The organism is Cellulophaga sp. HaHaR_3_176 (assembly GCF_019021925.1).
In the GTDB taxonomy this organism is placed as follows: domain Bacteria; phylum Bacteroidota; class Bacteroidia; order Flavobacteriales; family Flavobacteriaceae; genus Cellulophaga.
Genome location: NZ_CP058990.1, coordinates 1,368,225 through 1,392,037 on the forward strand (window position 1 = coordinate 1,368,225; position 23,813 = coordinate 1,392,037).

Sequence of the window (23,813 nt, forward strand, 5' to 3'; positions counted from 1 at the left end):
AATGTAATACCTATATGACTGAATTTTTTCAAGAACATTTGAAAGCTATTTATTACATTATTGCTGTACTTATTTGTGTTACTGTTTTACAGGTTATAACTCAATTAGCACACAAATGGTTGGTAAAAAGAGAACAATTAAAACACCCTGATAAAGAACCTAACACCTTACATTTATTACGTAGGATTTTAAAAATATTATGGTATATACTTGGACTTAGTGCTATTAGTGTTGTTTTTATTGAAGAACAATATCGCGATCGTGCTAAGTCTGATTTTTGGTTAATTTTTTATTTAGGTATAGTTATCACCTTTACGGTTATAGGTGTTGCTGTAGTTCAGAATTTATTTTCTAAAGCCATTATTAAAAAGGTAGAAGAACGAGAAGACCCTACTAGTTATAAGTTTTTAAGAAATTTAGCTGTTTTCGGAGTCTATTTTGTGGGTTTAGTACTTGGTATATATGCATTTCCTCAACTTAGGGGTATTGCCCAAACAGCAGTTGGTGGTGCTGGTGTACTTGCTGTAGTTGTTGGTTTAGCCTCACAAGAAGCTTTTGCAAATCTTGTAGGTGGTGTTTTTATAATCACCTTTAAACCCTTTAAAATTAACGATATTATAAAAGTATCAGATGTAATGGTTGGTACCGTTACCGATATAACTTTACGCCATACAATTATTAGAAATTACGAGAATAAAATGATTGTAATTCCGAATGCTATTATAAATAAAGAAAAGCTAATTAATTATGATTTAGGCGATCGTAGATGTTGCCAATGGATTGAGATTGGTATTTCATACGATAGTGATATTGATATAGCGAAAGATATCATGAAAAAAGAGTGTACTGCGCACCCTAATTTAATTGATAACAGAACTTCATTAGAAATTAAAAATGGAGATCCGAAGGTATTAGTTCGGGTTACTGCATTGAACGAATCAGAAGTTACATTACGTGCCTGGGCATGGTCGTGGGATTATTCATCTGGGTTTGTTATGAAATGTGATTTACTAGAAAGTATAAAAAAACGTTTTGATGCAGAAGGTATTGAAATTCCTTTTCCACACCGTACAATGGTTTTTAAAGAAAAGCAATTGAAAGAATTAAAAGAACAGCTAAGTTAAAAAAATACATAACTTCTTTATCCTTTAAAGTCGAAATTCAGCGGCTGTTATCTTCCTATTTTAAATAGGTGAGGGGCTTATATATCATACCCTTAACCGATGCTAAAATTCTCTGTATTACTGTGATACTCTAATTTTTATTTCTACATAAACAACTGTTTATCAATACTTTATGTTTAAATATTGATTTGAAAGAAACCTCCTACATATATGTTCATTTACATCATTTGCTACAATAAAAAACGTAATCTTGTGTTTACCTAGGTATTATCAACCCCACTTTAATACCTAAAAAGTAATATGAAAAAGTTTTTGCTTAAAATTACATGTATTGGTTTGCTATGTATTACTGCAACTAGTTGTAGTAATAATGACGATTTAAATGATTTAATAGTTGATGATTCTCCTGATTCTGGAATAGAAAGTGGTGATTATGTTTCCGCTATAGGCGTACCTAATGCATGGATTTCTCCAGATATTGCTAGTCCTGAAAGGCCAAGTACTTGGGATACAGAACAAATTGGATATTATTTTGTAGAATATGCTGTAGGTTCTGATTCGGATAATATGTACGGAACGCCAAGTGCTCCTCGAAAAACAATACCAAGTCCTGTTCCTGCAGGGTCTTATGTGGTTGTCGCAGGCGATTACCATTATGTACAAAATGATATTAGATTAAGAGGTGAAGGAACTGCTGATGCATGGGTAGCTGGAGAAAGCGGACCTGTATGGGTGGTAAGTGATACCGAAAATAGAGCAGAAATTACTGGTAAAAAATTACTAGTTTCTGGTAGTTATGTATACATCGATAATTTTTATTTTCATTCTAGTGGTAGCATTCAAATAGGATCTTATTCACCTGGTTATCAGGTAGATCATATTATGATTAGAAATAGTGAAATGAAAGGTGAAGTTGATGTTGCTGGAGGTGTTTTAATAAGTACAGTCGGTTTAGAAGATGAACCTGCAAAAGATATTATAATTTATAATAACAAAGCACATAGAATAGGACCTCTTGATTCTGATGTAGATATTGATGCACGTGGGTGTTCTATACAAGGGTATACGAGTAATATGTGGGTAGTAAATAATGAGTTTAGTAACTCATCTGCCGGACTTCAGGTAGAAGCTGGTTCAATACAACGCCAAGCAACGACACACCATATTTATATTGCAAAAAATCATATTTTTGACATTGCTCAAGCTGGTATTGGTATAAAATATGCTCTAGATATTATCATAAGTGAAAATGTAATACATGATATTATTGATACACCATGGTCTCCGTCAAAGGGAATTGGTTTTCAATATGCACCAGATCGTGTTTGGATTCTTTTTAATGAAATTTCAAAAGTGAACACAGGTATCCGTGGTGGTAGTGATAATGGTGGTGCAGGTACTGTAGGCGAAAGTGTTTTTATTATTGGTAATTTAATAAAAGATGTTACTATAAATGGTACTGCATATAACGGTGCTACTAGTGGTATAGGAATAGAAATTAATAACGGTGCTACACCAAGGTATATTATTAATAATACGATTGTTGATAGTGATATTGGCGTTGCAAACGGGTATTATAACTCTACTATGTTTATTGAAAATAACATAATTTCTAACACGCGTGATTTTGATATTATGCTTGAAGATAGTTACCTAACAGGTTCAAGATCTACACTAAAAAATAATCATTTTGATGCAGAAGCTAAAATTACCTGGAGTAATGGCATTACACATGATTTAGCAAGCTTTCAAGCAGCTTTTAATAAAGGTGAAGGTTGTATTAGTGCAGCTCCATTATTTGTTGATGCAAGTTCAGATGATTTTTCTTTACAAGCAACTAGTAGTGCTATAGATACAGCATTACAGCCAAGTGATTTAACTTTTGATGTCTATGCTCATTTTCAATCTTTATACGGTGAAGATATAAGAGTTGATATCAACCAAGTTGCTAGACCAAGTACTGGTTTGTGGGATATGGGTGCGTATACAAACTAAACAATTAAGTTTATAAGCTGCTACAGATTGCTGTTTAAAAATTTTACTCACGTACGTAAAGACATTCGTTTTTTGTACGTGAGTTTTTTTTATTCTTCAATTAATGGAACAACAGACTTATGTAAACAAAAATGGCGAACTGTTTCTAATATTCGCATATTTGAATTAATTACGTTTGCTCACATATATATAAAATTTAATACGATTACGATTAGTATCGTTTGAGGTAAGGTTCTTCCATAGCTACTTATATTTTTGCTTTGTCGCAGAGAATAATTCTTTAAGAATTCAAAAACATCATATTTAAATATATGGTGAATGTTGGATTAGCGATTAAAACCAAAAATTTAAAACATGATTTTAATAAAAAAAGCACTAATATTAAGTTTAGCAGTAGGTTTCATATCTCTTACAGGTTGTAAGGATAAAGAAAAGGTGGAAGCTGAAAAGATGGAAATGGAAGAAAAAGCAGCTACTTCAAAAGCAGATGCAGAAGAAAAAGAGGCAAAAATGAAAGAAGAAGCTCGTAAAAAAGATATGCGAGCAACTAGTATAGCCGCAATTGCTGGTGAAAATCCAGAATTGAGTACTTTAGTTAGTGCCTTAAAAGCAGCAGGTCTGGTAGATATGATGTCATCTGAAGGAAGTTATACCGTATTTGCACCAACAAATAACGCATTCGAAAAATTACCAAGTAAAATGTCAATAGGAGAATTAGCTAAAGACGAGAACAAAGAGCTTTTGTCTGATATTCTTAAATATCATGTAGTTGCTGGTAAAATTAGTTCTGACAAATTAGTAAAGGCTATTGAAGGTGCAGGAGGAAAATATACTTTTAAAACTGTAAATAGTAAAGAATTAACAGCAAGCCTTAAAGGTGATCAACTAATTATTAAGGATGAAAAAAATAATAAGATTCAAGTACTTAAAGGAAATGTAAAAGCTTCAAATGGAATTGTACATATCGTTAGTGATGTGATGATACCGAAATCATAAGAAGACGTAATATAAAACATACTAAAAGTTTGATAGCGAAAGTTATCAAACTTTTTTGTTTCAATAAAGTTTAGAATAGAAGCAGCCTTCTTTTATATTCTATTTTACATAATATAAATTATAGTACAAAGTAGTTAGTTGTGTAAAACGGCGCATGGTTGCATTTGATATAATATCAGATATGACGCCTTTAGGTTCATATAGGTAGATATTATGTCAAAGCTGTTTTACTGGAATGTTTATTGAAATTCGTAAGCTATAATTAGCCGTTATGTAAAATTGCCGCACAGCCAATCGCTCGATTGCTTTTTTAAAATAAACGCTAAATGGCGTTTATTTTAAAACACAATTTGCCAACGCTTGGCCAGCGCCAAAAAAAGCAAAACTTTTAGGTTTTTTTGAAATGTGCGATTTATAAGAAACTATACATCAATAAATTTTTCACAACATTCTCGTCAGCGTGCCGCAACAGCTAAAATTTGCAGCCGCATCAACTCGCAGCTCTTTTAATTGATTCGTAATCAATCAAAAAATCTCGTGAGTAAAATTCTTAGCCCTTGCTAACCTCTCGTCTTGTTTGTTTTAGCCAAAATTTTCTTATTTGTTTACAATTTTTATATTAATATTACGTTTCAATCTAAACCATTCAATTAGTACTATGAAATACAATAATCTAGCAATTCTACTTGTGCTTATCTTTTTCGGTTGTTCTAAAGACGAAAAATCACCAGAAGTAATCAAATCTAATGCTAAAGAAATAATAAGTTTTGTTATTGAAGGTATAGAAACACAAATTGAAGGAAATACCATTAAAATATATACCCCTCCTACTTTAAGTAATTATAATTTTCAACCTAGCATTACAATATCAGAAAAGGCAGTAATCTCTCCAACTAATTCAGTATTTAACTTTGAAAATGAAATAGTATTTAAAATTACGGCAGAAAATGGCATCGTAAATTCTTATAGCACACAATTGATTAAAATAGAAGGATTACAAGAAGTTATTTTGAGCTTCAAATCTGATGACGATATTCTCTATAACGGTGTTGATAGGATCTTTGGTGTAATTGATGAGATAAATAAAAAAATAAAAATAGATTATTCGGGTGAAATAGTAAAATATTGGGCAAGCCGTCCTTCTCATCATCATCCTTATTTAGAAATTAAAACCTTAGGTGATGTGGAAACTTCACCTTCATCTAATGATTATATAGATTTAAGTGATAAAAATCAGAAACTAGAGATTCCAAGTTTTAATTCTACGTATGAATTATCAATTCAAAATACAGATAATTTATTCTTTAATATTAATTTACCCTTAATAGCCTTAGGTCATTCTACAAACTCTTCTACTAGCTATGCTCATCAAGTATATCCAGAATTTACAGAGGGACTAAGTGATAATGATATTTTGTTTTTTACACTAAAAAATCAAGATTTATCCAACCTTACACCTACGTTTTTAGAATATAGTGATTATGCTACAATTACTCCCGATGAAACTATGCCGCAAGATTTCACAAAAGATGTAACCTATATGATTACTTCCGAAACGGGTGTTTCCAATACTCAAAAAGTTAGGGTTGTTGAAAAGAGTATTTTGTTTGATAGGACAAGATATCCTTCTTCTATTCCTTCATCTTCGGGTAGAGTTGGTACATGGTACAAAGCTACAAGTAAGGTGACAGAGGTTATTCTTGTTAAAGTCGATAATGGTGAAACGTTAAATTGTGAAATTACTGATAATCATATAAATGCTGATGGCGACTTTTATCTTACTTTTGATGTAGAGGAAATGCCTTTGACAGAAACACAATGCTTTATTAGATGTACCTTAGAGGAAGGCATTACTGTTGATACAGATACTGAAGTAACCTTAATGCCAAGTTGAAATGTAATCCATAAATAGGCTAGACCGTATAACGTGCAATAACGCTTAATATATGTAATTATTAAGAAAATCAGTACAACTAATTGTAATCAATCCATTCCCACACATTACACGCCCCTCCTAACGTCGGTACGTATAATAAGTGTTCCATTACCTTTTCAGAAGAACTATTTAGAAGAAAATTTAAAGGAAGTGCAGCACCAAATACTTTGCTTTACCAAAGCAAAGTTACATAACGCGGAACATTATAGTACAAAACTATCACATTGTAACTTATAGGGTAAATCTCGTTTGTTAGCTATAATTAGCCGTTATGTAAAATAGCCGCTACCGAGCGCTCGATTGTTTTATAAAATCAAATTGCTCTGGCAATTTATTTTACACACAATTATTATTTAGAGTAAAAAAAAAATTAAGTCAGACTAAATAATTAAATAGGTTTTTTTCATTTTTTCATAAAAATCTTGATTGACATAGTATTCATTTACCACATATAAAAAATACATTGTTGTTTTCTATAAGAGTAACCAACTTTTAACTTTTTTTCAGCCTTCCTGAGTAGTTTGTATTTATCGAGTATTTCGTCATCATCTTCTATGCAATTACTTTCTTTTAACGCTAAAGAATTAAAATAAGCTGCATCCCAATCAAGTCCATTTTTTGCATGCTTTCTTGCAAAACATATACTATTAGAATTACTGTCAAAAAACATTCTTTGTTCAACAACTTCAATTACCTTTTCTAAACTTATAGATGATGATCCTTTTTCATCTTTTTTATACTCCGCATTAAGGTGAATTGTTTCTTCCGTAGTTAACGTTTTTATTTTTAGTGTATCATCTATGATAAAATAATCTTCTGAAGTCCAAAGGTTTGCAAGTCCTTGTTTATATAAATGATTAATTAATATAAGTTTGTCTGCCTCATAGTAATAATCAATTCTTCCTGATAATACTTGAGAACACTCATAATGTTTTGTAATATAATGTATTAAGGTATCTTTCTTTTTTATTCTTTCTTGTAAAACGTCATATTCATTATTAGCAGCATCAAACGTTTGCTGACTGTAACCGTAGGTTACAACACTTAAAAAAAGCATAATAAAATATGCTGGCTTTGTGCTATAATTTTTTGATAACGTAAAAAAAATTTTAATATCGGATTGTAAATAACCCTGTACTTTTACCATAATATAATTAGAAAGAATGTTTGAGCGATTTAATAAAAAACCATAATTAAAAGGCTTTTTAATATATTTTATTAACCTTTCGAAGGTACAAAATTTTAACAAGTAACTATTTACAGAATTTCGTAACCTAGTTTTTTCTATCTTTTTAATTGTATATAATCGTACGTTCAATTAGAAATTACTAGAAACTACTCATTATTTTAAATCGTTAGTTAGAATAAACTAAAAAAGTTGATAAAACCGGAGTTCCATCAACTTTTTAGTTCTGTTAGATTTTTAGTAAAACTATGCCTCTCCTCTAGCAGGATAATCTGCCTTTAAGATATAGTCGATACCTCCTAAAACATCGTTAAAACTAGGTCTTCCAAATGGCATAGATTGTATAGATTCCCAATAAACTGTTTGTTCTGGAGTTAACAAAAACAATCCAGGTTCTGTAAAATGTTTAGGCTCGTCCTTAATACCTTCAGAAATGAATAAACCCCATTCTCTGGCTTTTTCTATAGGTAAACCATAACCCAACGGAATATCTGAAATGTCCCATTCGTCATACGTGGCTTTGGCAACTTCGGCTGTGTCTGTACTAATGGCTATTACAGAAACGCCACGCTGTATAAACTTATCTAATTTTTTCTGTAGCTCTTCTAACTGCGATTTACATACAGGGCAATGTTTACCCCTGTAAAACAAGATCATGGTAAAATTTTCAGGTGATTGATCATTCAATTCCCACGTGGTATCATTCACTAATTTAATTGCTAACTCGGGTGCTTTTTGTCTCGGTTTTATCATTTTTCTATTATTAAATTTTATTTGAACATAATTTAGCTGTAAAAATGAATTATGGTTAACACATATGTTTAAATTATTGCTTCAAACCACTAAAACTTTAGTATTCATTGGCTACCAGTTAATAATTATTGACAATTGACTGTTTTATTCTATAATTTTTATATCAATAGATGTTCTACTCTGCCAACCGGTTTGATCTGTTACCGAGTATGCACAATGATAATCACCTGTATCTATATCGTTCGGTATCGTTACCGAAACATTAAATTCATAATTGGTTAACCCTTCATCTATTGTAAAGTTTTCTATAAAAATTAAGGGATTTACGGTTTGTTGTAGTGCTCCTAAATCGCAATCGGCTACTTGATCATCATGCGTATGATGATCAAAGTTATGATGTATATCGATACTGTATGCAGCTAGTTCATCATTATCGGTGACCATAGCTCTAAAATTATAAGTTTCTCCTCTTGTCAGTATTGCACAACCTTGTGGAAAACCTCCAGTATAATTAATACTAATGGTGGGTTTTTCTTCATCAATACCATCATTGTCGCTGGTAGAGCATGCCGTTATTAAAAGCAAAAAAGATAATAAATAGAAAAATTTTAATGTAGACTTCATTTTATACGTTTTAGAACCGCATAGCATACTCAAATACTATGCGGTTATATATTTTTAGTTATGCTGTAACATCTATATGAGTTTCATATTCTTTGGTATTACCATCTTCATCTTCAACAGTAAAAACCATATGATATTCTCCGGCAGGTGCAGTAGCAGGTACATCAATATGTTTATGGAATTCAACTTCAGTTTCTTCATGATAACCTTCTAAATATTCTGCTTCAAAATCCCACGCTACTTCTCCTTCTGCTAGTGTAATTTCATGAGCGTGAATATCAACAGTGATACTATGTATTCCGTTAATTGCACTTACCAAAAATTCTGCATGAAAATCTTCACCTCTAAGCACTGTACTGTCAATAGAAAAATCACTAAGTGTAATAGCGTCTATTATTTGGATATATCCCTCTACCTCTGTGCTATTCCCTAACTCATCGGTTACCAATAATTCTACATGGTATTCTCCTGAAGGAATATCTGTAGGCACATCTATATGCTCATGAAATGTTGGGTTAATGACCAAGTAGTTCGCATTTGTAAATACTTGTACAAACTCCCATTCTACTTCATCATCAGCAAGGGTTAAATCGTGCGCATGAATAGAAAGGGTTATGCTACTAACGGTTGCTTGTGCAGTAATTTCTGCTTCTATATGAATATCTGATCCTTTGTGAGCCGTTTGTTCTGTTGAATGAGAGCTGCCCTCTCCATACTCAAAATTGCTAATAATTGGAGCACCTAAGTTTAAGTTGTCATCATCATCATCACTACTACAGGATTGTAAGAATAATCCAATTGAAGCGATAATCGCTAAAAATTTAAAATTTGGTTTCAAAATAGTTGTTTTCATGGTACTTAATTTTAATGATTACTTATTGTGATTACTGTTATTGATTATTAAAAAGGAATAGTCAGCGATAATGAGATGTTTCTACCTGCCTCAGGCACATCTATTAATCTGTAAAAACTGGTATGATTAAAATATTTGGTATCGAATACATTGTTTAGTTTTACGCGCATTTCTACAGGCAATCCATTATTAAACACATCTAATTCTGCTAAAAATGACATATTTAGCAGCTGGTATCCTTCTGTTTTTTCCTCTGGTGGTACAATTTCGTCTTGAGCTGCAGTCATTCTAAAATCTGCTATTAATTGAGGGTTCTTAAAAAATAATAGCTTGTTGACATGATATCTTGCCGATAATAAGCCTGATAATGGTGGGGAAAAAGGTAGCGTAAATCCTTCTTTAGCACCACTTTGTTGTCTAGAATACACGTATTCTACTGAGGCATCTAATTGCAAGTTTTTAGAAATTGTGGTATTTGCATTGAACTCCCCTCCTATTCTAAAAACCTTTGCTTGTGTATACTCGTAAATTTGTATAGTTTCAAAATAACTTGACGTAGGATTCAGATAAATATAATTTTGAAAAACATTGACAAAAGGACTAACACCAAAACTGAAAAATTCAGCAGTATGATCGATGGCAACATCTAATTGATATGATATTTCTGGATCTAAATCTAGATTTCCTTTCTCATACCGGTACATATGATAGTTTACACCGTCAGATGCAAGTTCATTAGCTAAGGGCATTCTAAAACTTCTACCGATATTGATTTTATAACTAGTTTTATTTTGAATATAGCTGAGCCCAACAGAAGCGCTAAGATTACCAAAATCTAAAGTTTCATTTTTAGACCGTTGTAGAAATAAGTACGAGATAGAACCATCTTCGTTATTTACGGTCGATGGATACCAATCATTATAAGCCTTAGTATCTACCAAACCAAAATCATAACGTAAACCAGCCAAAATATGTAGATTGGTATTGAGTTCAAATTGATCGTAAGCAAAAATACCAGCCGTAAACCGATCGTATTCAGGAATTAAAAATCCCCATCCGCCAATATTATTATTTTGATATTCCATGTTCAACCCTAAAACCATATCATGTTGATCATTGGGTTTAAATGCATCTCTGAAGTTTAAGGAATAGGTGTTTTTAATAAACAGTCGCTCTTTAGTATTTGGTGGTTGTGGCATATACCCATGAGGAATAGGTTCTGAATGTTCTTCTCGATTATTACTCTGATAACCTAAATCAAATAATAATTTGTGGTCGCCTGCATTTATAGCCGTGTTATTAGTTATTTTAAAGTGATTTACTTTATGAAATGGAAGGTCTATATCTCTACTGGAACTATCATAATCTATACTAGAAGATCTTACTTCTAACCCATGAGCATTAGCAAAAAATCCGTTTTTAGCATTCACATTACTGAATACTGTTTCAGATGTTATACCCTCAGAAACAAAACCGATGCTTACACTTGCATCTGCTTCGTTACCTGCGGTATTCCTTAAATTATTTTCATGTAATTCAAAAATGTAGTTTTCATAATTGATTTGATCTGTTGGTACTTTATAGTCTCCATAATCTCTGTACGTAAGTCTGGTTCGATAAAACCACTTATCTTTTCTAGAACTTAAACCCGCAGAAATGCCCAATAAATCATTATTACTTTCACCAAGAATATTCACTTCACCATCAAAAGAATTCGGAGATGGTATTTTATTAGCTTGTATATCAACAACTCCGGCAATGGCATCAGATCCGTACAATAAAGAAGCGGGGCCTTTAATAATTTGTATGTTTTCAATACCGTGTTGGTCTATTTCTAATCCATGGTCATTTCCCCATTGTTGTGCTTCATGTTTTATACCGTTTTGTACAACAGCTACACGATTAAAACCTAAACCTCTAATTACAGGTTTAGATTGCCCAGAACCAATTGTAATAGTGCTTACCCCAGGTATTTTACTTAAAGTTTGCATTAAACTATTCTCTCTATTATTATTCAGAAATTCTTTAGTAACCGTTTGAGAAACTATAGGAACTTCCATAGCTTTTCTTTTTTTAGTTTTTCCACTAACTTTTACTTCGTCGAGAACAGTAGTAGACTCCGTTAAGAATATTTTGAGTTCATCCATATTTGGACCCACATCAATACTAATTGTTTCAGATTCGCAACCAATATGAGATATAGTAAATACGTACTTGCCTTTGACCACATTATTTATGGTAAAAGCACCAGTTGATGTTGACACTGAAAAAAGTTTTTCTCCGACGATAGTTGCACCCTTAGCAGGTTCTAAGGTGTTCGCATGTATTATAAACCCTTTTATTTGATAAGAATTTTGCGCAAGCGCGGTTGAGCACAGACTAAAAAATAGTCCTATACTCAATATTTTATAAAGCATATTTTTATACTATAAGATTTAAATTGGAGTCCTTTAAAATGAACCAAGACAAAGCCTATACATTTAACCGTTTGAAGAATATGGTGTATCACGAATTCCAAAAACAGTTTTAGGGTAAAAAGGGCTCAAGGAGAATTCAAGGTGCAAAAGAAAAAATGTATAGAAAACTTATAGCAAAAAAGGCGGTGGTCTAGAAAAAAGTTCACTTACAATTATAGTATTAAGAACAATAGAACTGTAGTTTCTCTTTATTTCTATGGGAATAAAAAACATATTGTTTTCGACATGAAAATCAACTGTGGCTGTAAAAATAATTGGCGTTAAATTATGTGCAATCGCATGGTCACAAATAGCACAAGTGTCATGTGTCATATCTTCGTTTGTATGCGAAAATGCATGAAGCCCTGTCATTTTCATAAATAGAAATAGAACAAGCAGAAAATAGGTAATATTATGTTTTATACGACTAGGCTTCATTAAAAATTGAAACGTTATGATGCGATTGATCTGTTTTTTGATACAAAATTATTTTGCAAATATATTACCTTTTTTACACTAACGCAACTAAGTAGCGTTAGTTATTTTGACAATCTTTTTTTGAAAAATAATAGCTTCATTTTAATAACAAGCCAGAACAATCGGTAATAATATAATTAAAATGTTCCACTTCATCTTTGTTCAATTTTAATATACCAGTGATACTTACCACTTGATCTGTTTTAAACTTGGGTGGTGTAACGAATTGAAGTTCTATAGCCGTTTCTGGGCCTCCTTGACCACAAAAAAAACAAGAAGACATAGGACCTTTTGATAAAATTAACAATTTTCCATTAGGGTCTATATTTAGAAAATACCCTGTCACAGTAATTTGTTTTCCTTCCAAATCTTTTACGGATCCAGAAAATTCAGGATACAAGAAATATTCATCATACGCAGGGAAAAATTTATCTGTGTATGTTACCTTAGCTAAATCTGCCCAAGAAGTTTCTCGTTGACTATACCCTAGAGCGTATGTAAACAGTATAAATGTGAATAAAATTTTATTTTTCATTACTTAAAATTGTTGCTATATCCATCTTTAAAATTGGATATATAGCCAATAAAACGGATACTGTAGTTAGTATAATAATAGAACCTCCAGTTTGTAAAAGATCTTGATAGGGCAAATCTTGGAGCATGTATAGTTTATCATCTGCATTCATAATTTTGAAGATGTATTTAAAACCAATTTTTAAGAACAAAAAACCTAAAATAAAGGCAGTAAAAGCGATCGCAAACCCTTCGCACGCTACTATTTTAATCAATTGAAAATTACGTGCACCATAAGTTCGTAAAAGTGCCAAATCAAAAGCACGTTCCTTAACCATTTTATAAAGACTTGTGAAAATCATAATTCCAGAAATTATAAGTATTATATAAGCAACTGCTGTGATTGTCTTAAAGCCAACACCGGTATAAGCATAAAGGCGATCTAACTCATATTTTGGCAATGCAGCCTGCAAACCTGCTTGTTTATTAATTTTTCTGGGTAGGGTAACCAATCCTCTTGGGTTTCTAAAAGTGATGAGTAAAGAGGTTATTTCTTTATCATCCTTATGTTCTTGATGGATATGCTCATCATGGTGTTCTTCCGCTACTTCATGATGTTCTTTTTCATGATCATGAACATCCCAAACACTTTGCAAGTGGGTTATAATCAAACGATCTATGACTTTTTGTGTGGGCTTTAAAATACCTACTACCGTTAATTTATCAGAGTGTACTTCAACAGTAGCATCTACTAAACCATGAGTGCTCAAAATAGTATCTCCAATATTAAGTTTAAGGTGTTGTGCTACACTGTTTCCCAAAACCACATCCATAGATTTTTTAACACCACTACCTTGTTCCAATTCAGCATTGTAAAGGGATCCAAAATCTGCCGTTGTTCCCACTATTCTATATCCTTTATAGTTATCGCCATACGAGATTGGTACCGCCGATTTTATCATTGGATTTTTGCCGATCTTCAGTGCTTCTTGGTAAGATATATTCCCCGTAGGATTATCTAGATGCAACACTGAAGCCAATACAAGTTGTAAAGGACTTCCTTTAGCACCCACGACCATATCAATACCTCCCAAATTACGTTCTATTTGGTATTCGAATGATTTTTTCAGTTGCTGAATTCCTAAAAGTAGAGTAATACTCAGCACTAAAACAAAAACGCTCAAAAAAGTATAAAGCGGCTTAGATTTTATGTTTTGCAGGCTAATTTTCCAAATATTCATAGCGTGATGAAGTTTTGAAAAAACGGTTTAATTCTATAATCGTGCGTAATTACGATTAAGTTTGCCTTAGTCTTTTTGGCTTGCGCTATCAGTAATTCTATTACAATCTTACAGTTTTCATCATCTAAATTAGATGTTGGTTCATCTGCCAAAATTAAACTTGGTTCGTGTATAATGGCAGATGCAATACCTAAACGCTGCAATTGCCCTTCACTGAGCTGGTGCGCTTTATGATGTTTAATTTCATGTAAGTCTAATTGTTTTAGTAAAGCATCAATAGCAGAAAATTCTATTTTGCTTTTACTAAAATAAAGACGCGCTTGTAAATTTTCTTGAACACTTAATGAGGTTATAGCGTGATTCTTTTGAAATACTAAGCCTATTTTTTCTCCTCTAAATTCATCTAACTGACGATTACTTAATTTATTAATGGCAATAGCATCAATACTAATGGTTCCTAAAGTCGGTTTTAATAACCCTGCTATTAGATGCAACAAGGTAGTTTTTCCAATACCAGATTTTCCTAAAATGAGTAGATTTTCATTCTTGTTTAAAGTGATATCAGGAAAGCTAAAAGTAATATCCTTTTTTTTATATTGAAAAGTAAGATGATCTGTTTGTATCATTTTGAATTCTATAAAAAACCTTCTTAAAAATTTTATATAGCTATTGGCCATACATCTTGCTGAGGAAATTGTTGATTTTTCCAAAGGTTTATTTCATGAGCTGTAAGTAAACAACCCTCTAACTCCCTTAGCATCTCATCTTTGTTTATATGCTGCCCTATAAAAACCAATTCTACTTTTCGGTCTCCAAACACAGGATCCCAATTTTCTTCAATTTCATCCTTATGATCTAGAAAGGAGGCGTAAGCTAAACGTTCTCCAAAAGTCATAGAAGCCCACCAAACACCTGCATTATCTGCTTTACATGAACCACCTGCAGAGCTCCACAATAAAGCATGATTAGTTCTTGAAGCTAACCAAAACAAACCTTTACTTCTAATAATATTTTGAGGAAAATTTTGGTTCAGATATGTTAAAAAGCGCTCTGGATGAAATGGCTTTTTACTTCTAAAAACAAAAGAACTTATTCCGTATTCTTCTGTTTCAGGTACATGATCATTTTCTAATTCTCTTAACCATCCAGCAGACGCTTCTGCTTTTTCATAGTCAAACAAACCTGTATTCAGTACATTTTCTAAAGCAACCTTAGATTCATTGGCAGTAAGTATGCGCGCTTCTGGATTTAATTTATGTAGAATAGCATGTAATTCATCAATCTGTTCTGGACGTACCAAATCAATTTTATTGATAATAATAACGTTAGCAAATTCAATTTGATCGGTCAATAAATTAACAATAGTCCTATCGTCACCTTCAATAGAGGTAAGCGCTCGTGTGGTTAAATAATCTGAACTTGAAAAGTCTTTTAAAAAGTTAAATGCATCTACTACGGTAACCATAGTATCTATAAAACTAAACCGACTTAAATCTATTTTACCATCTTCACTTTCAAATGTAAAAGTCTGTGCTACGGGAATAGGCTCACTGATTCCTGTACTCTCAATAAGTAGATAATCAAATCTGTTTTCGGCTGCCAACTTTTCAACTTCTACCATAAGATCTTCACGTAAAGTGCAACAAATACAGCCGTTAGACATTTCTACTAATTTCTCCTCCGTTCTAGAGAGCGTGTTTTCATTTGCAATGAACTGAGCATCAATATTAACCTCACTCATATCATTAACAATCACGGCTACTTTTAATCCTTTTTTGTTATGGAGCACATGGTTCAACAAGGTAGTTTTACCAGCACCTAGAAAACCACTTAATACAGTTACAGGTAATTTTTTCATGTGATTTATTGTTTTGTATACTTACTACTTCTGCTATTATTTTTTATGGGGTATTTTTATCGATAACTTGATTTTTTGAAAGAATGGATGTAATAATTTTTTGTAATAGATACGTCTCACTTCCTGGGCCAATTGTCAACAATTTAGAGCCTGTTATAGGTACACCATTAAAAGGCCTTATATGCACTTTGCCATCTGGAGTGCGCTCAAAATAAGTATAATGTGCATCGCCACTAATTATCGTACAACCCTTAACTCTCAGTAAACTTTTAGGAAGTGCCGCACAAATACCATCAATAGCTTTGGAATGGGGCAAATTTGGCAAATCTACAGCGCATGAAGCCCAGTGTGCTTTTTGATGGTCTAACTTTTGAGCAGAATTTAGAGAAGGCCCTAATTCAGGTAACAATAAAACATCTAACTGCTGCATGGGGATTACTTTCGCCGTTGGATTCCATATTTTCAATTGCTGTATAACTTCTGCTTTTCGATTCTCTGATACCTGTTCAAGATGTGATAAAACCAATAGAGAAGAAATTTGAATTTGGTTTGCTTCCAGTTCGTTATGTGCTCCCCTTTTTTGCCAGTTTTTAACATCTACCACAGAAATTTGAATGGGTGGTAAAAACCGATCATGAAGCCCTACCCCCAAAAACTCCATTAAGGAACAAGCATCTGATGTTCCGTTGGCTTCGATAAGTGTAATCCCGTTTTTTCTATCAGGAATTCTGTTTACCATATTTCTAAGTTCCATAATCCCACTACAACAGATACAGCTACCACTTAAAGGCTTAATAGCATTTGATGCCATCTGCTTGCTTAATTGTTGTGCATCTAAATTGGCATTTTCATAATCGTTTAGAATCACATAGGGGTTAAACCCTTGTTCAATAAAACTGTTAATTAAGAACCTTAGTAAGGTAGTTTTTCCTGCTCCTAAAAAACCTACCACCGTAATTATAGCCTCCATAATGCAATAGGTTTTATTCGTTATTATATTTTAATTTGATTTAACTTGTTCATTTTTTCGATTAAATCTCCTGTAATGGCAACCACAGCTGGTTTTGGGATACCATCTTCATCAAAAGGCCATGTACTGGTAGGGTTTTTTAAATCTGTAGTTTGTTCCCCTGGGTGTTGCACACTTAAGAATAAAGTTTTTCCGTCTGGTGAAAACCAAGGTCCCGTTAACTCCGCATCTTTTGGTGCTGAAGCGACACGAATTACCTTGCCTGCATCTTCACCAAGTCTAGGAATTACGAATAGACTATTATTTTTAAAAGCCATATAAGGCTTATCTTTTTTATTCATAGAATTACCCGACATATCTGAAGTCAACCAAAGGTTTCCTGATAAATCAAACGCTAAATTATCTGGACAAGAAAAACCTTTTTCTTCTCCGCCAGCCAAATAGGTAGAAGCTTTAAAATGTAAAGCATCAAAGGCACCATTATTTTCTTCTATTTTTAAAATAGAACCGTGAACATCTCCTTTCGGCTTATTATTTGTCAACGAAATAAAAATGTTTCCCGTAATTGGGTCTATTTCGATATCCTCTGGTCTATTTAACGCAGTAGCACCAAGAAGTTTGGCTGCTTCTCGTGCCCGGATCAATACCTCGGTCTGATCTTTGAAATTACTTTTTAAAACGGCTTGAGTTTCCCAATCTAATGCCAACCAAATACCATTGATAGTATCTGCTACAAATAAAGTTCCCTCCTTTAAAGAACCCGGCTCAGATGAAATAAATTTGTATAAATGTTCATCATTTTTATCATCTGCCGTATAGGCTACTACCCTTTTATCTTCTAATTCATATAAGGTGCAACATTCGTGCGCAAATCGTCCTAAAGCAATATGTTTTTGAGCTGTGCCATCTTTTGGGTTTACTTCTACCACCCAGCCATAATGCTCTGGTGGATAGTCGTAAAAATTTTCCCAACCGTAAGAACTAGGTCTATGTGTAGCTACATTATTTGTGTCGTATTCGGTTTCTCCAAAGAAACCATCATAGTTTTCCTCACAGGTAAGAAAGGTTTTCCATGGTGTAATACCGCCAGAACAGTTGCTATTTGTGCCAATAATAGTTGATTTGCCTTTTATGGGGCTGTCCCAATTAACGCTTATTGGTGTTTTACCATTAACTCGGCGATTATGAGGGTCGTTTTCAACCACTTTCCATACGTCATTCTCTTCTTTGATCCTTACGATGGTACCACCCACATCATACATCTCTTTATCAACCTGCTCTTTAGTTCTATGTTCAGAAGGATTTTCATATTTTCTAGCATCAAAATCTGAAACAAAAAGTGGATTCACATATTCATGATTAACCCATAGTAAACCGTCTTTCGGGTTGTTTTCATCAAAAGGTATAAAACATGTGAAATCATTATTAAACCCAAATGTATCTGTATCGCTTATTTTATCTCCCCACTTTATAATGGTATGATAATTTAATCCCTTGGCTAATAACAAGTCGTCCGTATCAGAAGCAACTAACCCTTCCAAAGCAAAAGCTTTTAAAGTGTTTAGCCTTTCTTTTGAAATGTTTCTGAATCCGTTAGTAGGTGTTGCCGTGCTACCACAACTAATTAAAAACTGTGGCATAACTACAGTTCCTAGTCCTGCTTTACCCATAAAGGAAATAAATTTTCTACGGTTGTATTCCATACTTTTTGTGCCTAAAAATTTTATAAATAGATTTAATGTAACCGCTCTTGTCCTATAATTTTTAAAAACTCATTCCGGGTATCTGAATCAGAAAAACAGCCTCCATATTCCAAAGTCGTAGTAAAACTGCTTTGGTCTTTTATTCCTCTGGAAGACACGCATAAATGTTTTGCGGTTACCGAAACAATTACATCTTTAGTATCCAAGACATTTTGCAAATCATTTAAAATTTGAAGTACTAAGCGTTCTTGCACCTGAGGACGGCGCGCATAATAATCTACCAAACGGTTAATTTTAGATAACCCAATGACCTTATCTTTGGGCACGTAGGCCACATGGGCATGTCCTACAATTGGTAAAAAGTGATGTTCACATGCTGAGTCAATATTAATATTTTGTTCCACAAGCATTTTTTGATACCCGTATTTATTTTCAAAAGTTGAAAGTTTTGGTTTGTTCACTGGGTTTAAACCATAGAACAGCTCTTTTACATACATTTTAGCAACACGGTATGGAGTTCCTGATAGGCTATCATCTGTTAAATCTAGTCCCATTTCTTCCATGATCATTTTAAAATGATGTTGAATGTTAATGATCTTTTCCTCATCTGATTTCTCAAATGCATCTGTACGCAACGGCGTTCTAATACTTGTAGAAAAATGGTTATCTCCAGTAACTTCTATTTGATTTTTATTCTTCATTTACACAACATTTATCAACATTACATTTACAGTGTTTTCTATTATATAAATGCAGTATTATTAAGGCAATAGCAGGTATATATAGTATAGCTTCTGGTAAGTGAAATAGTTCTAATTTTTCATTCAAGATAACTGCAGCCAATACAGCCCAACTTGACCAAAACATAGGCGTTATCCACTTAATAGAAGTTGTTTTTGTAGACCAGTAAATAGCAAAAAAAGAAATTGCTAAGAAAAAGTAATCCATAAATTTCCACCAATAAGGTGGTGCATCACAACAGATGACAGAACTAGCTTGAGCTATAAAAATAAAAGGGGTTACTACACAATGTAAAAGACATAACGTACTTGCTATGGCTCCTATATTATCTGTTTTTTGTTTTACTAATATCATACCTTATTGCAACTAAGTTGCAAATATAATAATGTTATTTGTTTTTACAACTTAGTTGCATTATATTTGTTTTATGGGCATTTTGAGAAGAACAAAATCGGTTGAAATACTACTTAATGAATTTGAAAAGATATCATCAGCTATTTCAGTGGTTACATTAATAGAACGTCTTGGTTTAAAGATGAATAAAACGACCATATATCGTGTTTTAGATAAGCTAGAAGATGATGGTGTTCTGCATTCGTTTTTAGGTAAAAACGGACATAAATGGTATGCAAAATGTAGTGGTTGCTCCAGTTCTGAACATCATGATGCTCATCCACACTTTCAATGTTCAGATTGTGGAAAAGTAGATTGTTTATCAGCAGATGTTCTTATCCCTAATATTCCTAATCGTAAAGTTGATGTGTCTCAAATTTTACTTCAAGGAACGTGTGAAAATTGTTTTATTTAAAGAATTTATTATTAGTACGTATAAAACTATTCCATACACATTCCCATTTCACTCCTATCGTCGCTTCGGACAAAGCGAATTTGTTTTGGTAGTTTAACCAATGGCTGTAGCGCTTGTATTATATCTGATATGTTGATCAAAAAGTGCCTTATTAAATTTGGATACTGTGTATAATTAGTTAATAATACAATCTAAAATCAAGTTGTTTACAACTTTTATAATGTCTTTGATGTAACTCTTCTACAACATCTAATATATTTTCATCTTCTTTAAATAAATTAAAGAATGCAATATCAAGATTTGAACTTGTTAATTCATTAAAATCATTACCGTATCCAGAAACACTTTTTGCACCAGTAACATCTAAGAAATATTGTGCTTCTTCTTCATCTAAATCAAGAACTTTAGCATTTGAAAAATGTAAAATCTTACCTTTTAATTTTCCTTCAAAAAGCTCCGCTATTTCTTGTAAACTATAGTAGTAATCATTCAAACAAATACTATTTGCTTCGCCTGTTATAACTAAGTATATTATTTCATAGTTTTTAAAATTATGATCATCTAAAACTAACGTATTTAAGCTAGCTTCTAAACCTTCAATAGTGTCGCATGTTTTATAAATACTGCCAACCCCAAATTGCATGGTCAATTGATCTAATTTTTTTTGGGTTTCGGTAACCTGATCTATTTCTACATCTTCAACAGCTTCTAAACAATAAATGAAATAATCTGTATTTATAAATTCTTCTTGAGGTAATTGTTGTCTTTTTTCTAACAAATTTCAGGATTTATGTAAAGTGTTTAAAAGCAAAAATAATATAACTCTTTTATTTTTTTCGCCGATTTAATATAAAATAGATAAAAACCATCTCATAATGTTTTATTAAATTCTAATATGTAATATGCGCAATACAACTACTTTATTTATAGTACTTTATTTTTTTTGAAAGTAATTTTAACATAGTTCGACCAACTAAAAACTAAACCGAACAAAAATAATGAAACCAACTAAAATTTCGGATAATCTAGATCTTATCGTCACTATTTTATTAATATTAAGCAAATACGGTCTACCCTATTCCACTTCAATTTTAGAGTATTTTAAAGAATATAAATTTTTCAAATTTGTATCTTTAGATAACGTCATGGCTAGTTCTGTTCTCTCTAATCATTTAAAATAGAGACATGGAAAACTGGTATTTGCCCGTTACAATTGTGCCTAGTTTGGCCTTACTTATTCTTTCAACTTCAAATTTAATGGTGACATTAAATAATGAAATAAGTGAAATGATTGAAGGTTCTAAATATAAATCTATAATTATTAAGAAATTAATGCAATTAAAGTTGCTTAATATGGCCATGGTATTTTTCTATGTTGCTGTAGCACTTTTATTAGTTTCTGCGGTGTTTAACGGTCTATACAACATCAAAAAAATATCATTATATATAAGTGTTTTAGCAATTGTTTCAGCACTCATTGGGCTTTTACCTTTGATTATCTATTCATTTAGAGCTGTTACCATTCGTCAAAATCAATTTAAAAACCAACTAGATTAAACATAAACTATTATGAAGAAAACAACAAAATGGTACAGTGTATTAAAAGATAAAAAAACCTTACCTGAAGGTCGTGTACAAACGGTAACTGCAGGACATCAAGGGGTGTGTTTAACACATTATGATGGGAAGTTTTCTGCATTAGATAATAAATGTCCACATCAAGGAGGACCATTAGGAGAAGGTTCTATTGAAAACGGAATGTTGCGTTGCCCTTGGCATGGTTGGGATTTTGATCCTTGTTCAGGTATGCCACCTGGCGGTTTTGATGATGGCGTTACAACCTTTGAAGTAAAAGAAGAAGGTGGTGAAATTTTTGTAGGTATCCCTGAAGAAGAAAAACACCAAGATACTATTTCAGATGTGATGATGCAGACTATGGTAAATTGGGGTGTAGATACTGGTTTTGGTATGGTTGGTCATTCTAACCTTGCAGTTGCCGATGCTATGATGCGATTAGAACAACAAGATGCGTTTCAGTTTTTTGGTATCCGACATGAAGGAGCAGCAGCATTTGCTGCTTCTGCTTATGGTAAATTAATGGGAAAACCGGCCGTTTGTTTTGGTATTGCAGGTCCTGGCTCTACCAATATGTTTACAGGTATGTGGGATGCAAAAGTAGATCGCTCTCCAATGTTAGTATTATCGGGTCAGGTGAATACACAAGTTATGGGTACCGGAGCTTTTCAAGAAGTAGACTTAGTGGGTGCGTTCCAAACCGTAGCGAACTTTAACCATAGCGTACAAGAAAATTCAAAACATAGCGAGTTAATGAGTTTAGCTATAAAAAGTGCTTTATTAAATAGAGATGTATCTCATATTACCTTTCCTGATGAAGTTGCTTTTATGCAAAAACCAAAAGGTGAAGAAGCGCAAACACCAGAAGGAAGAATTACACCTATGAATATTTCGCCACCAAGACAAATGGTTGCGAAAGCTGTAGGCATGTTAGAAAAATCTAAAATGCCTGCTATTATTGTAGGTCATGGGGCACGCTTTCATATGAAAGCCATTATTGCATTTGCTGAAAAATTAAACTGCCCAGTAATAACTACGTTTAAAGCAAAAGGACAAATTTCTGACCATCATGATTTAGGTTGTGGGGTTTTAGGAAGAAGCGGAACGCCAATCGCTTCATGGTTTATGAATGAAAGTGATTTACTACTGGTTTTTGGTGCTTCGTTTTCTAATCACACTGGTATTACACCAAAAAAACCAATCATTCAAGTAGATTATGATCCAGCAGCTTTAAGTAAGTTTCATAAAGTTGATGCTGCCCTTTGGGGAGAAATCTCTGAAACTTTATCTTTAATTGAAGAGCAAACGGAAGGCAAGTTAAACACGGTGGATATGCGTCCACAAATTGCAAAACGTTGGGCTATATGGAAAGAAGAGAAAGCGAGCAGGTTAAAAGATGAAAGTGATGTTGGGTTAAGTTCTATAGCTGTTTTTGAAGCGATGAATAAAATAGTTCCTGACAATGCTGTAATTGCTGTAGATGTAGGAAACAACACATATTCTTTTGGGCGTTATTTTGAACCAAAAAATCAATCTATTTTAATGTCTGGTTACTTAGGGTCTATAGGTTTTGCATTACCTGCAGCAATGGGAGCTTGGGCAGCACAAGGAAAAAATAGACCTATTTGGTCGGTTTCTGGTGATGGTGGTTTTGGTCAGTATTTAGGAGAAATGATGACTTTGGTAAAATATAATATGAACATCAAACACGTATTGCTAAACAATTCTGAAATTGGTAAAATTTCTAAAGAACAAAAAGCAGCAGAATTAGATGTTTGGAAAACATCTTTGCATAATGCAAATTTTGCTAAATATGCCACAAATTGTGGCGCATTAGGAATAAGAGTTACAAAAATTGAAGAACTACTACCCGCTTTAGAACAATTAAAAGCGCACAATGGCCCTGCTCTATTAGAAATAATTACAGATGCAACTTTAATATAAATTTTCTTAAAAACACAACAAAAGTGTTGTTATTATAACACCCTTAAAAGTTACTAAAGC

The 23,813-nt window shown here is 32.8% G+C and carries 22 protein-coding genes; 7 read left to right on the forward strand and 15 right to left on the reverse strand.

Annotated features, from left to right (window positions below; genetic code table 11):
- The first annotated feature begins 14 nt into the window (after window positions 1-14).
- From H0I23_RS05815 to H0I23_RS05830, 4 genes are all read left to right on the forward strand, one after another.
- A complete protein-coding gene (locus H0I23_RS05815) occupies window positions 15-1,124 on the forward strand; it encodes a mechanosensitive ion channel family protein (protein ID WP_216785515.1) in 1,110 nt (369 codons plus the stop codon).
- Between the two features lie 300 nt (window positions 1,125-1,424).
- Window positions 1,425-3,119: a right-handed parallel beta-helix repeat-containing protein gene (locus H0I23_RS05820; RefSeq protein WP_216785516.1), complete on the forward strand. Its 1,695-nt coding sequence runs from the start codon at window positions 1,425-1,427 to the stop codon at window positions 3,117-3,119.
- A gap of 354 nt (window positions 3,120-3,473) precedes the next feature.
- Window positions 3,474-4,115: a fasciclin domain-containing protein gene (locus H0I23_RS05825; protein ID WP_216785517.1), complete on the forward strand. Its 642-nt coding sequence runs from the start codon at window positions 3,474-3,476 to the stop codon at window positions 4,113-4,115.
- A gap of 658 nt (window positions 4,116-4,773) precedes the next feature.
- Complete coding sequence (locus tag H0I23_RS05830) at window positions 4,774-6,009, forward strand: DUF5018 domain-containing protein (protein WP_216785518.1); 1,236 nt, start codon at window positions 4,774-4,776, stop codon at window positions 6,007-6,009.
- Window positions 6,010-6,493: 484 nt separating this feature from the next.
- Here H0I23_RS05830 and H0I23_RS05835 read toward each other — a convergent pair whose 3' ends face one another.
- The 14 genes from H0I23_RS05835 to H0I23_RS05900 form a co-directional block, all read right to left on the reverse strand.
- Window positions 6,494-7,108 carry a hypothetical protein gene (locus H0I23_RS05835; RefSeq protein ID WP_216785519.1) on the reverse strand — a complete coding sequence of 205 codons (615 nt, stop codon included), beginning with the start codon at window positions 7,106-7,108 and terminating at the stop codon, window positions 6,494-6,496.
- 375 nt (window positions 7,109-7,483) lie between these two features.
- A complete protein-coding gene (locus H0I23_RS05840) occupies window positions 7,484-7,990 on the reverse strand; it encodes a peroxiredoxin-like family protein (protein ID WP_216785520.1) in 507 nt (168 codons plus the stop codon).
- 144 nt (window positions 7,991-8,134) lie between these two features.
- Window positions 8,135-8,614 (reverse strand): DUF4625 domain-containing protein, encoded by a 480-nt coding sequence (locus tag H0I23_RS05845; RefSeq protein ID WP_216785521.1) that lies wholly within the window; start codon window positions 8,612-8,614, stop codon window positions 8,135-8,137.
- Window positions 8,615-8,672: 58 nt separating this feature from the next.
- Window positions 8,673-9,467, reverse strand: a complete 795-nt coding sequence (locus H0I23_RS05850; protein ID WP_216785522.1) for a DUF4625 domain-containing protein — start codon at window positions 9,465-9,467, stop codon at window positions 8,673-8,675.
- A 47-nt stretch (window positions 9,468-9,514) separates the two neighbouring features.
- Window positions 9,515-11,884: a TonB-dependent receptor domain-containing protein gene (locus tag H0I23_RS05855; RefSeq protein ID WP_216785523.1), complete on the reverse strand. Its 2,370-nt coding sequence runs from the start codon at window positions 11,882-11,884 to the stop codon at window positions 9,515-9,517.
- A gap of 168 nt (window positions 11,885-12,052) precedes the next feature.
- On the reverse strand, window positions 12,053-12,301 hold the full coding sequence (locus H0I23_RS05860) for a hypothetical protein (RefSeq protein ID WP_216785524.1): 249 nt from the start codon (window positions 12,299-12,301) through the stop codon (window positions 12,053-12,055).
- Window positions 12,302-12,497: 196 nt separating this feature from the next.
- Window positions 12,498-12,935 (reverse strand): hypothetical protein, encoded by a 438-nt coding sequence (locus tag H0I23_RS05865; RefSeq protein WP_216785525.1) that lies wholly within the window; start codon window positions 12,933-12,935, stop codon window positions 12,498-12,500.
- Window positions 12,925-14,154, reverse strand: a complete 1,230-nt coding sequence (locus H0I23_RS05870; RefSeq protein WP_216785526.1) for an FtsX-like permease family protein — start codon at window positions 14,152-14,154, stop codon at window positions 12,925-12,927. Before H0I23_RS05870 ends, H0I23_RS05865 begins: the two co-directional genes overlap by 11 nt.
- Entirely contained in the window at window positions 14,151-14,780 is a 630-nt protein-coding gene (locus tag H0I23_RS05875) for an ABC transporter ATP-binding protein (RefSeq protein WP_216785527.1), read from the reverse strand. Before H0I23_RS05875 ends, H0I23_RS05870 begins: the two co-directional genes overlap by 4 nt.
- 32 nt (window positions 14,781-14,812) lie before the next feature.
- Window positions 14,813-16,012 carry a GTP-binding protein gene (locus H0I23_RS05880; RefSeq protein WP_216785528.1) on the reverse strand — a complete coding sequence of 400 codons (1,200 nt, stop codon included), beginning with the start codon at window positions 16,010-16,012 and terminating at the stop codon, window positions 14,813-14,815.
- A 43-nt stretch (window positions 16,013-16,055) separates the two neighbouring features.
- Window positions 16,056-16,982 (reverse strand): GTP-binding protein, encoded by a 927-nt coding sequence (locus tag H0I23_RS05885; protein WP_216785529.1) that lies wholly within the window; start codon window positions 16,980-16,982, stop codon window positions 16,056-16,058.
- 23 nt (window positions 16,983-17,005) lie between these two features.
- Entirely contained in the window at window positions 17,006-18,685 is a 1,680-nt protein-coding gene (locus H0I23_RS05890; RefSeq protein WP_216785530.1) for a PhoX family phosphatase, read from the reverse strand.
- Between the two features lie 32 nt (window positions 18,686-18,717).
- Window positions 18,718-19,386, reverse strand: a complete 669-nt coding sequence (gene folE / locus H0I23_RS05895; protein WP_216785531.1) for a GTP cyclohydrolase I FolE — start codon at window positions 19,384-19,386, stop codon at window positions 18,718-18,720.
- The gene (locus tag H0I23_RS05900; RefSeq protein ID WP_216785532.1) at window positions 19,376-19,780 is read right to left on the reverse strand and encodes a MerC domain-containing protein; all 405 of its coding nucleotides are present in this window, start codon (window positions 19,778-19,780) and stop codon (window positions 19,376-19,378) included. Before H0I23_RS05900 ends, folE begins: the two co-directional genes overlap by 11 nt.
- A gap of 73 nt (window positions 19,781-19,853) precedes the next feature.
- On the opposite strand from H0I23_RS05900, the gene H0I23_RS05905 reads away from it, so the two are divergent.
- Window positions 19,854-20,234 (forward strand): Fur family transcriptional regulator, encoded by a 381-nt coding sequence (locus H0I23_RS05905; RefSeq protein ID WP_216785533.1) that lies wholly within the window; start codon window positions 19,854-19,856, stop codon window positions 20,232-20,234.
- A gap of 178 nt (window positions 20,235-20,412) precedes the next feature.
- On the opposite strand, the gene H0I23_RS05910 is transcribed toward H0I23_RS05905, so the two are convergent.
- Window positions 20,413-21,012, reverse strand: a complete 600-nt coding sequence (locus H0I23_RS05910; RefSeq protein WP_216785534.1) for a DUF6642 family protein — start codon at window positions 21,010-21,012, stop codon at window positions 20,413-20,415.
- A 407-nt stretch (window positions 21,013-21,419) separates the two neighbouring features.
- Between H0I23_RS05910 and H0I23_RS05915 the strand changes: the two genes are divergently transcribed.
- Window positions 21,420-21,791 carry a hypothetical protein gene (locus H0I23_RS05915; RefSeq protein WP_216785535.1) on the forward strand — a complete coding sequence of 124 codons (372 nt, stop codon included), beginning with the start codon at window positions 21,420-21,422 and terminating at the stop codon, window positions 21,789-21,791.
- A 12-nt stretch (window positions 21,792-21,803) separates the two neighbouring features.
- Window positions 21,804-23,753: a thiamine pyrophosphate-dependent enzyme gene (locus tag H0I23_RS05920; RefSeq protein WP_216785536.1), complete on the forward strand. Its 1,950-nt coding sequence runs from the start codon at window positions 21,804-21,806 to the stop codon at window positions 23,751-23,753.
- Window positions 23,754-23,813: the final 60 nt, after the last annotated feature.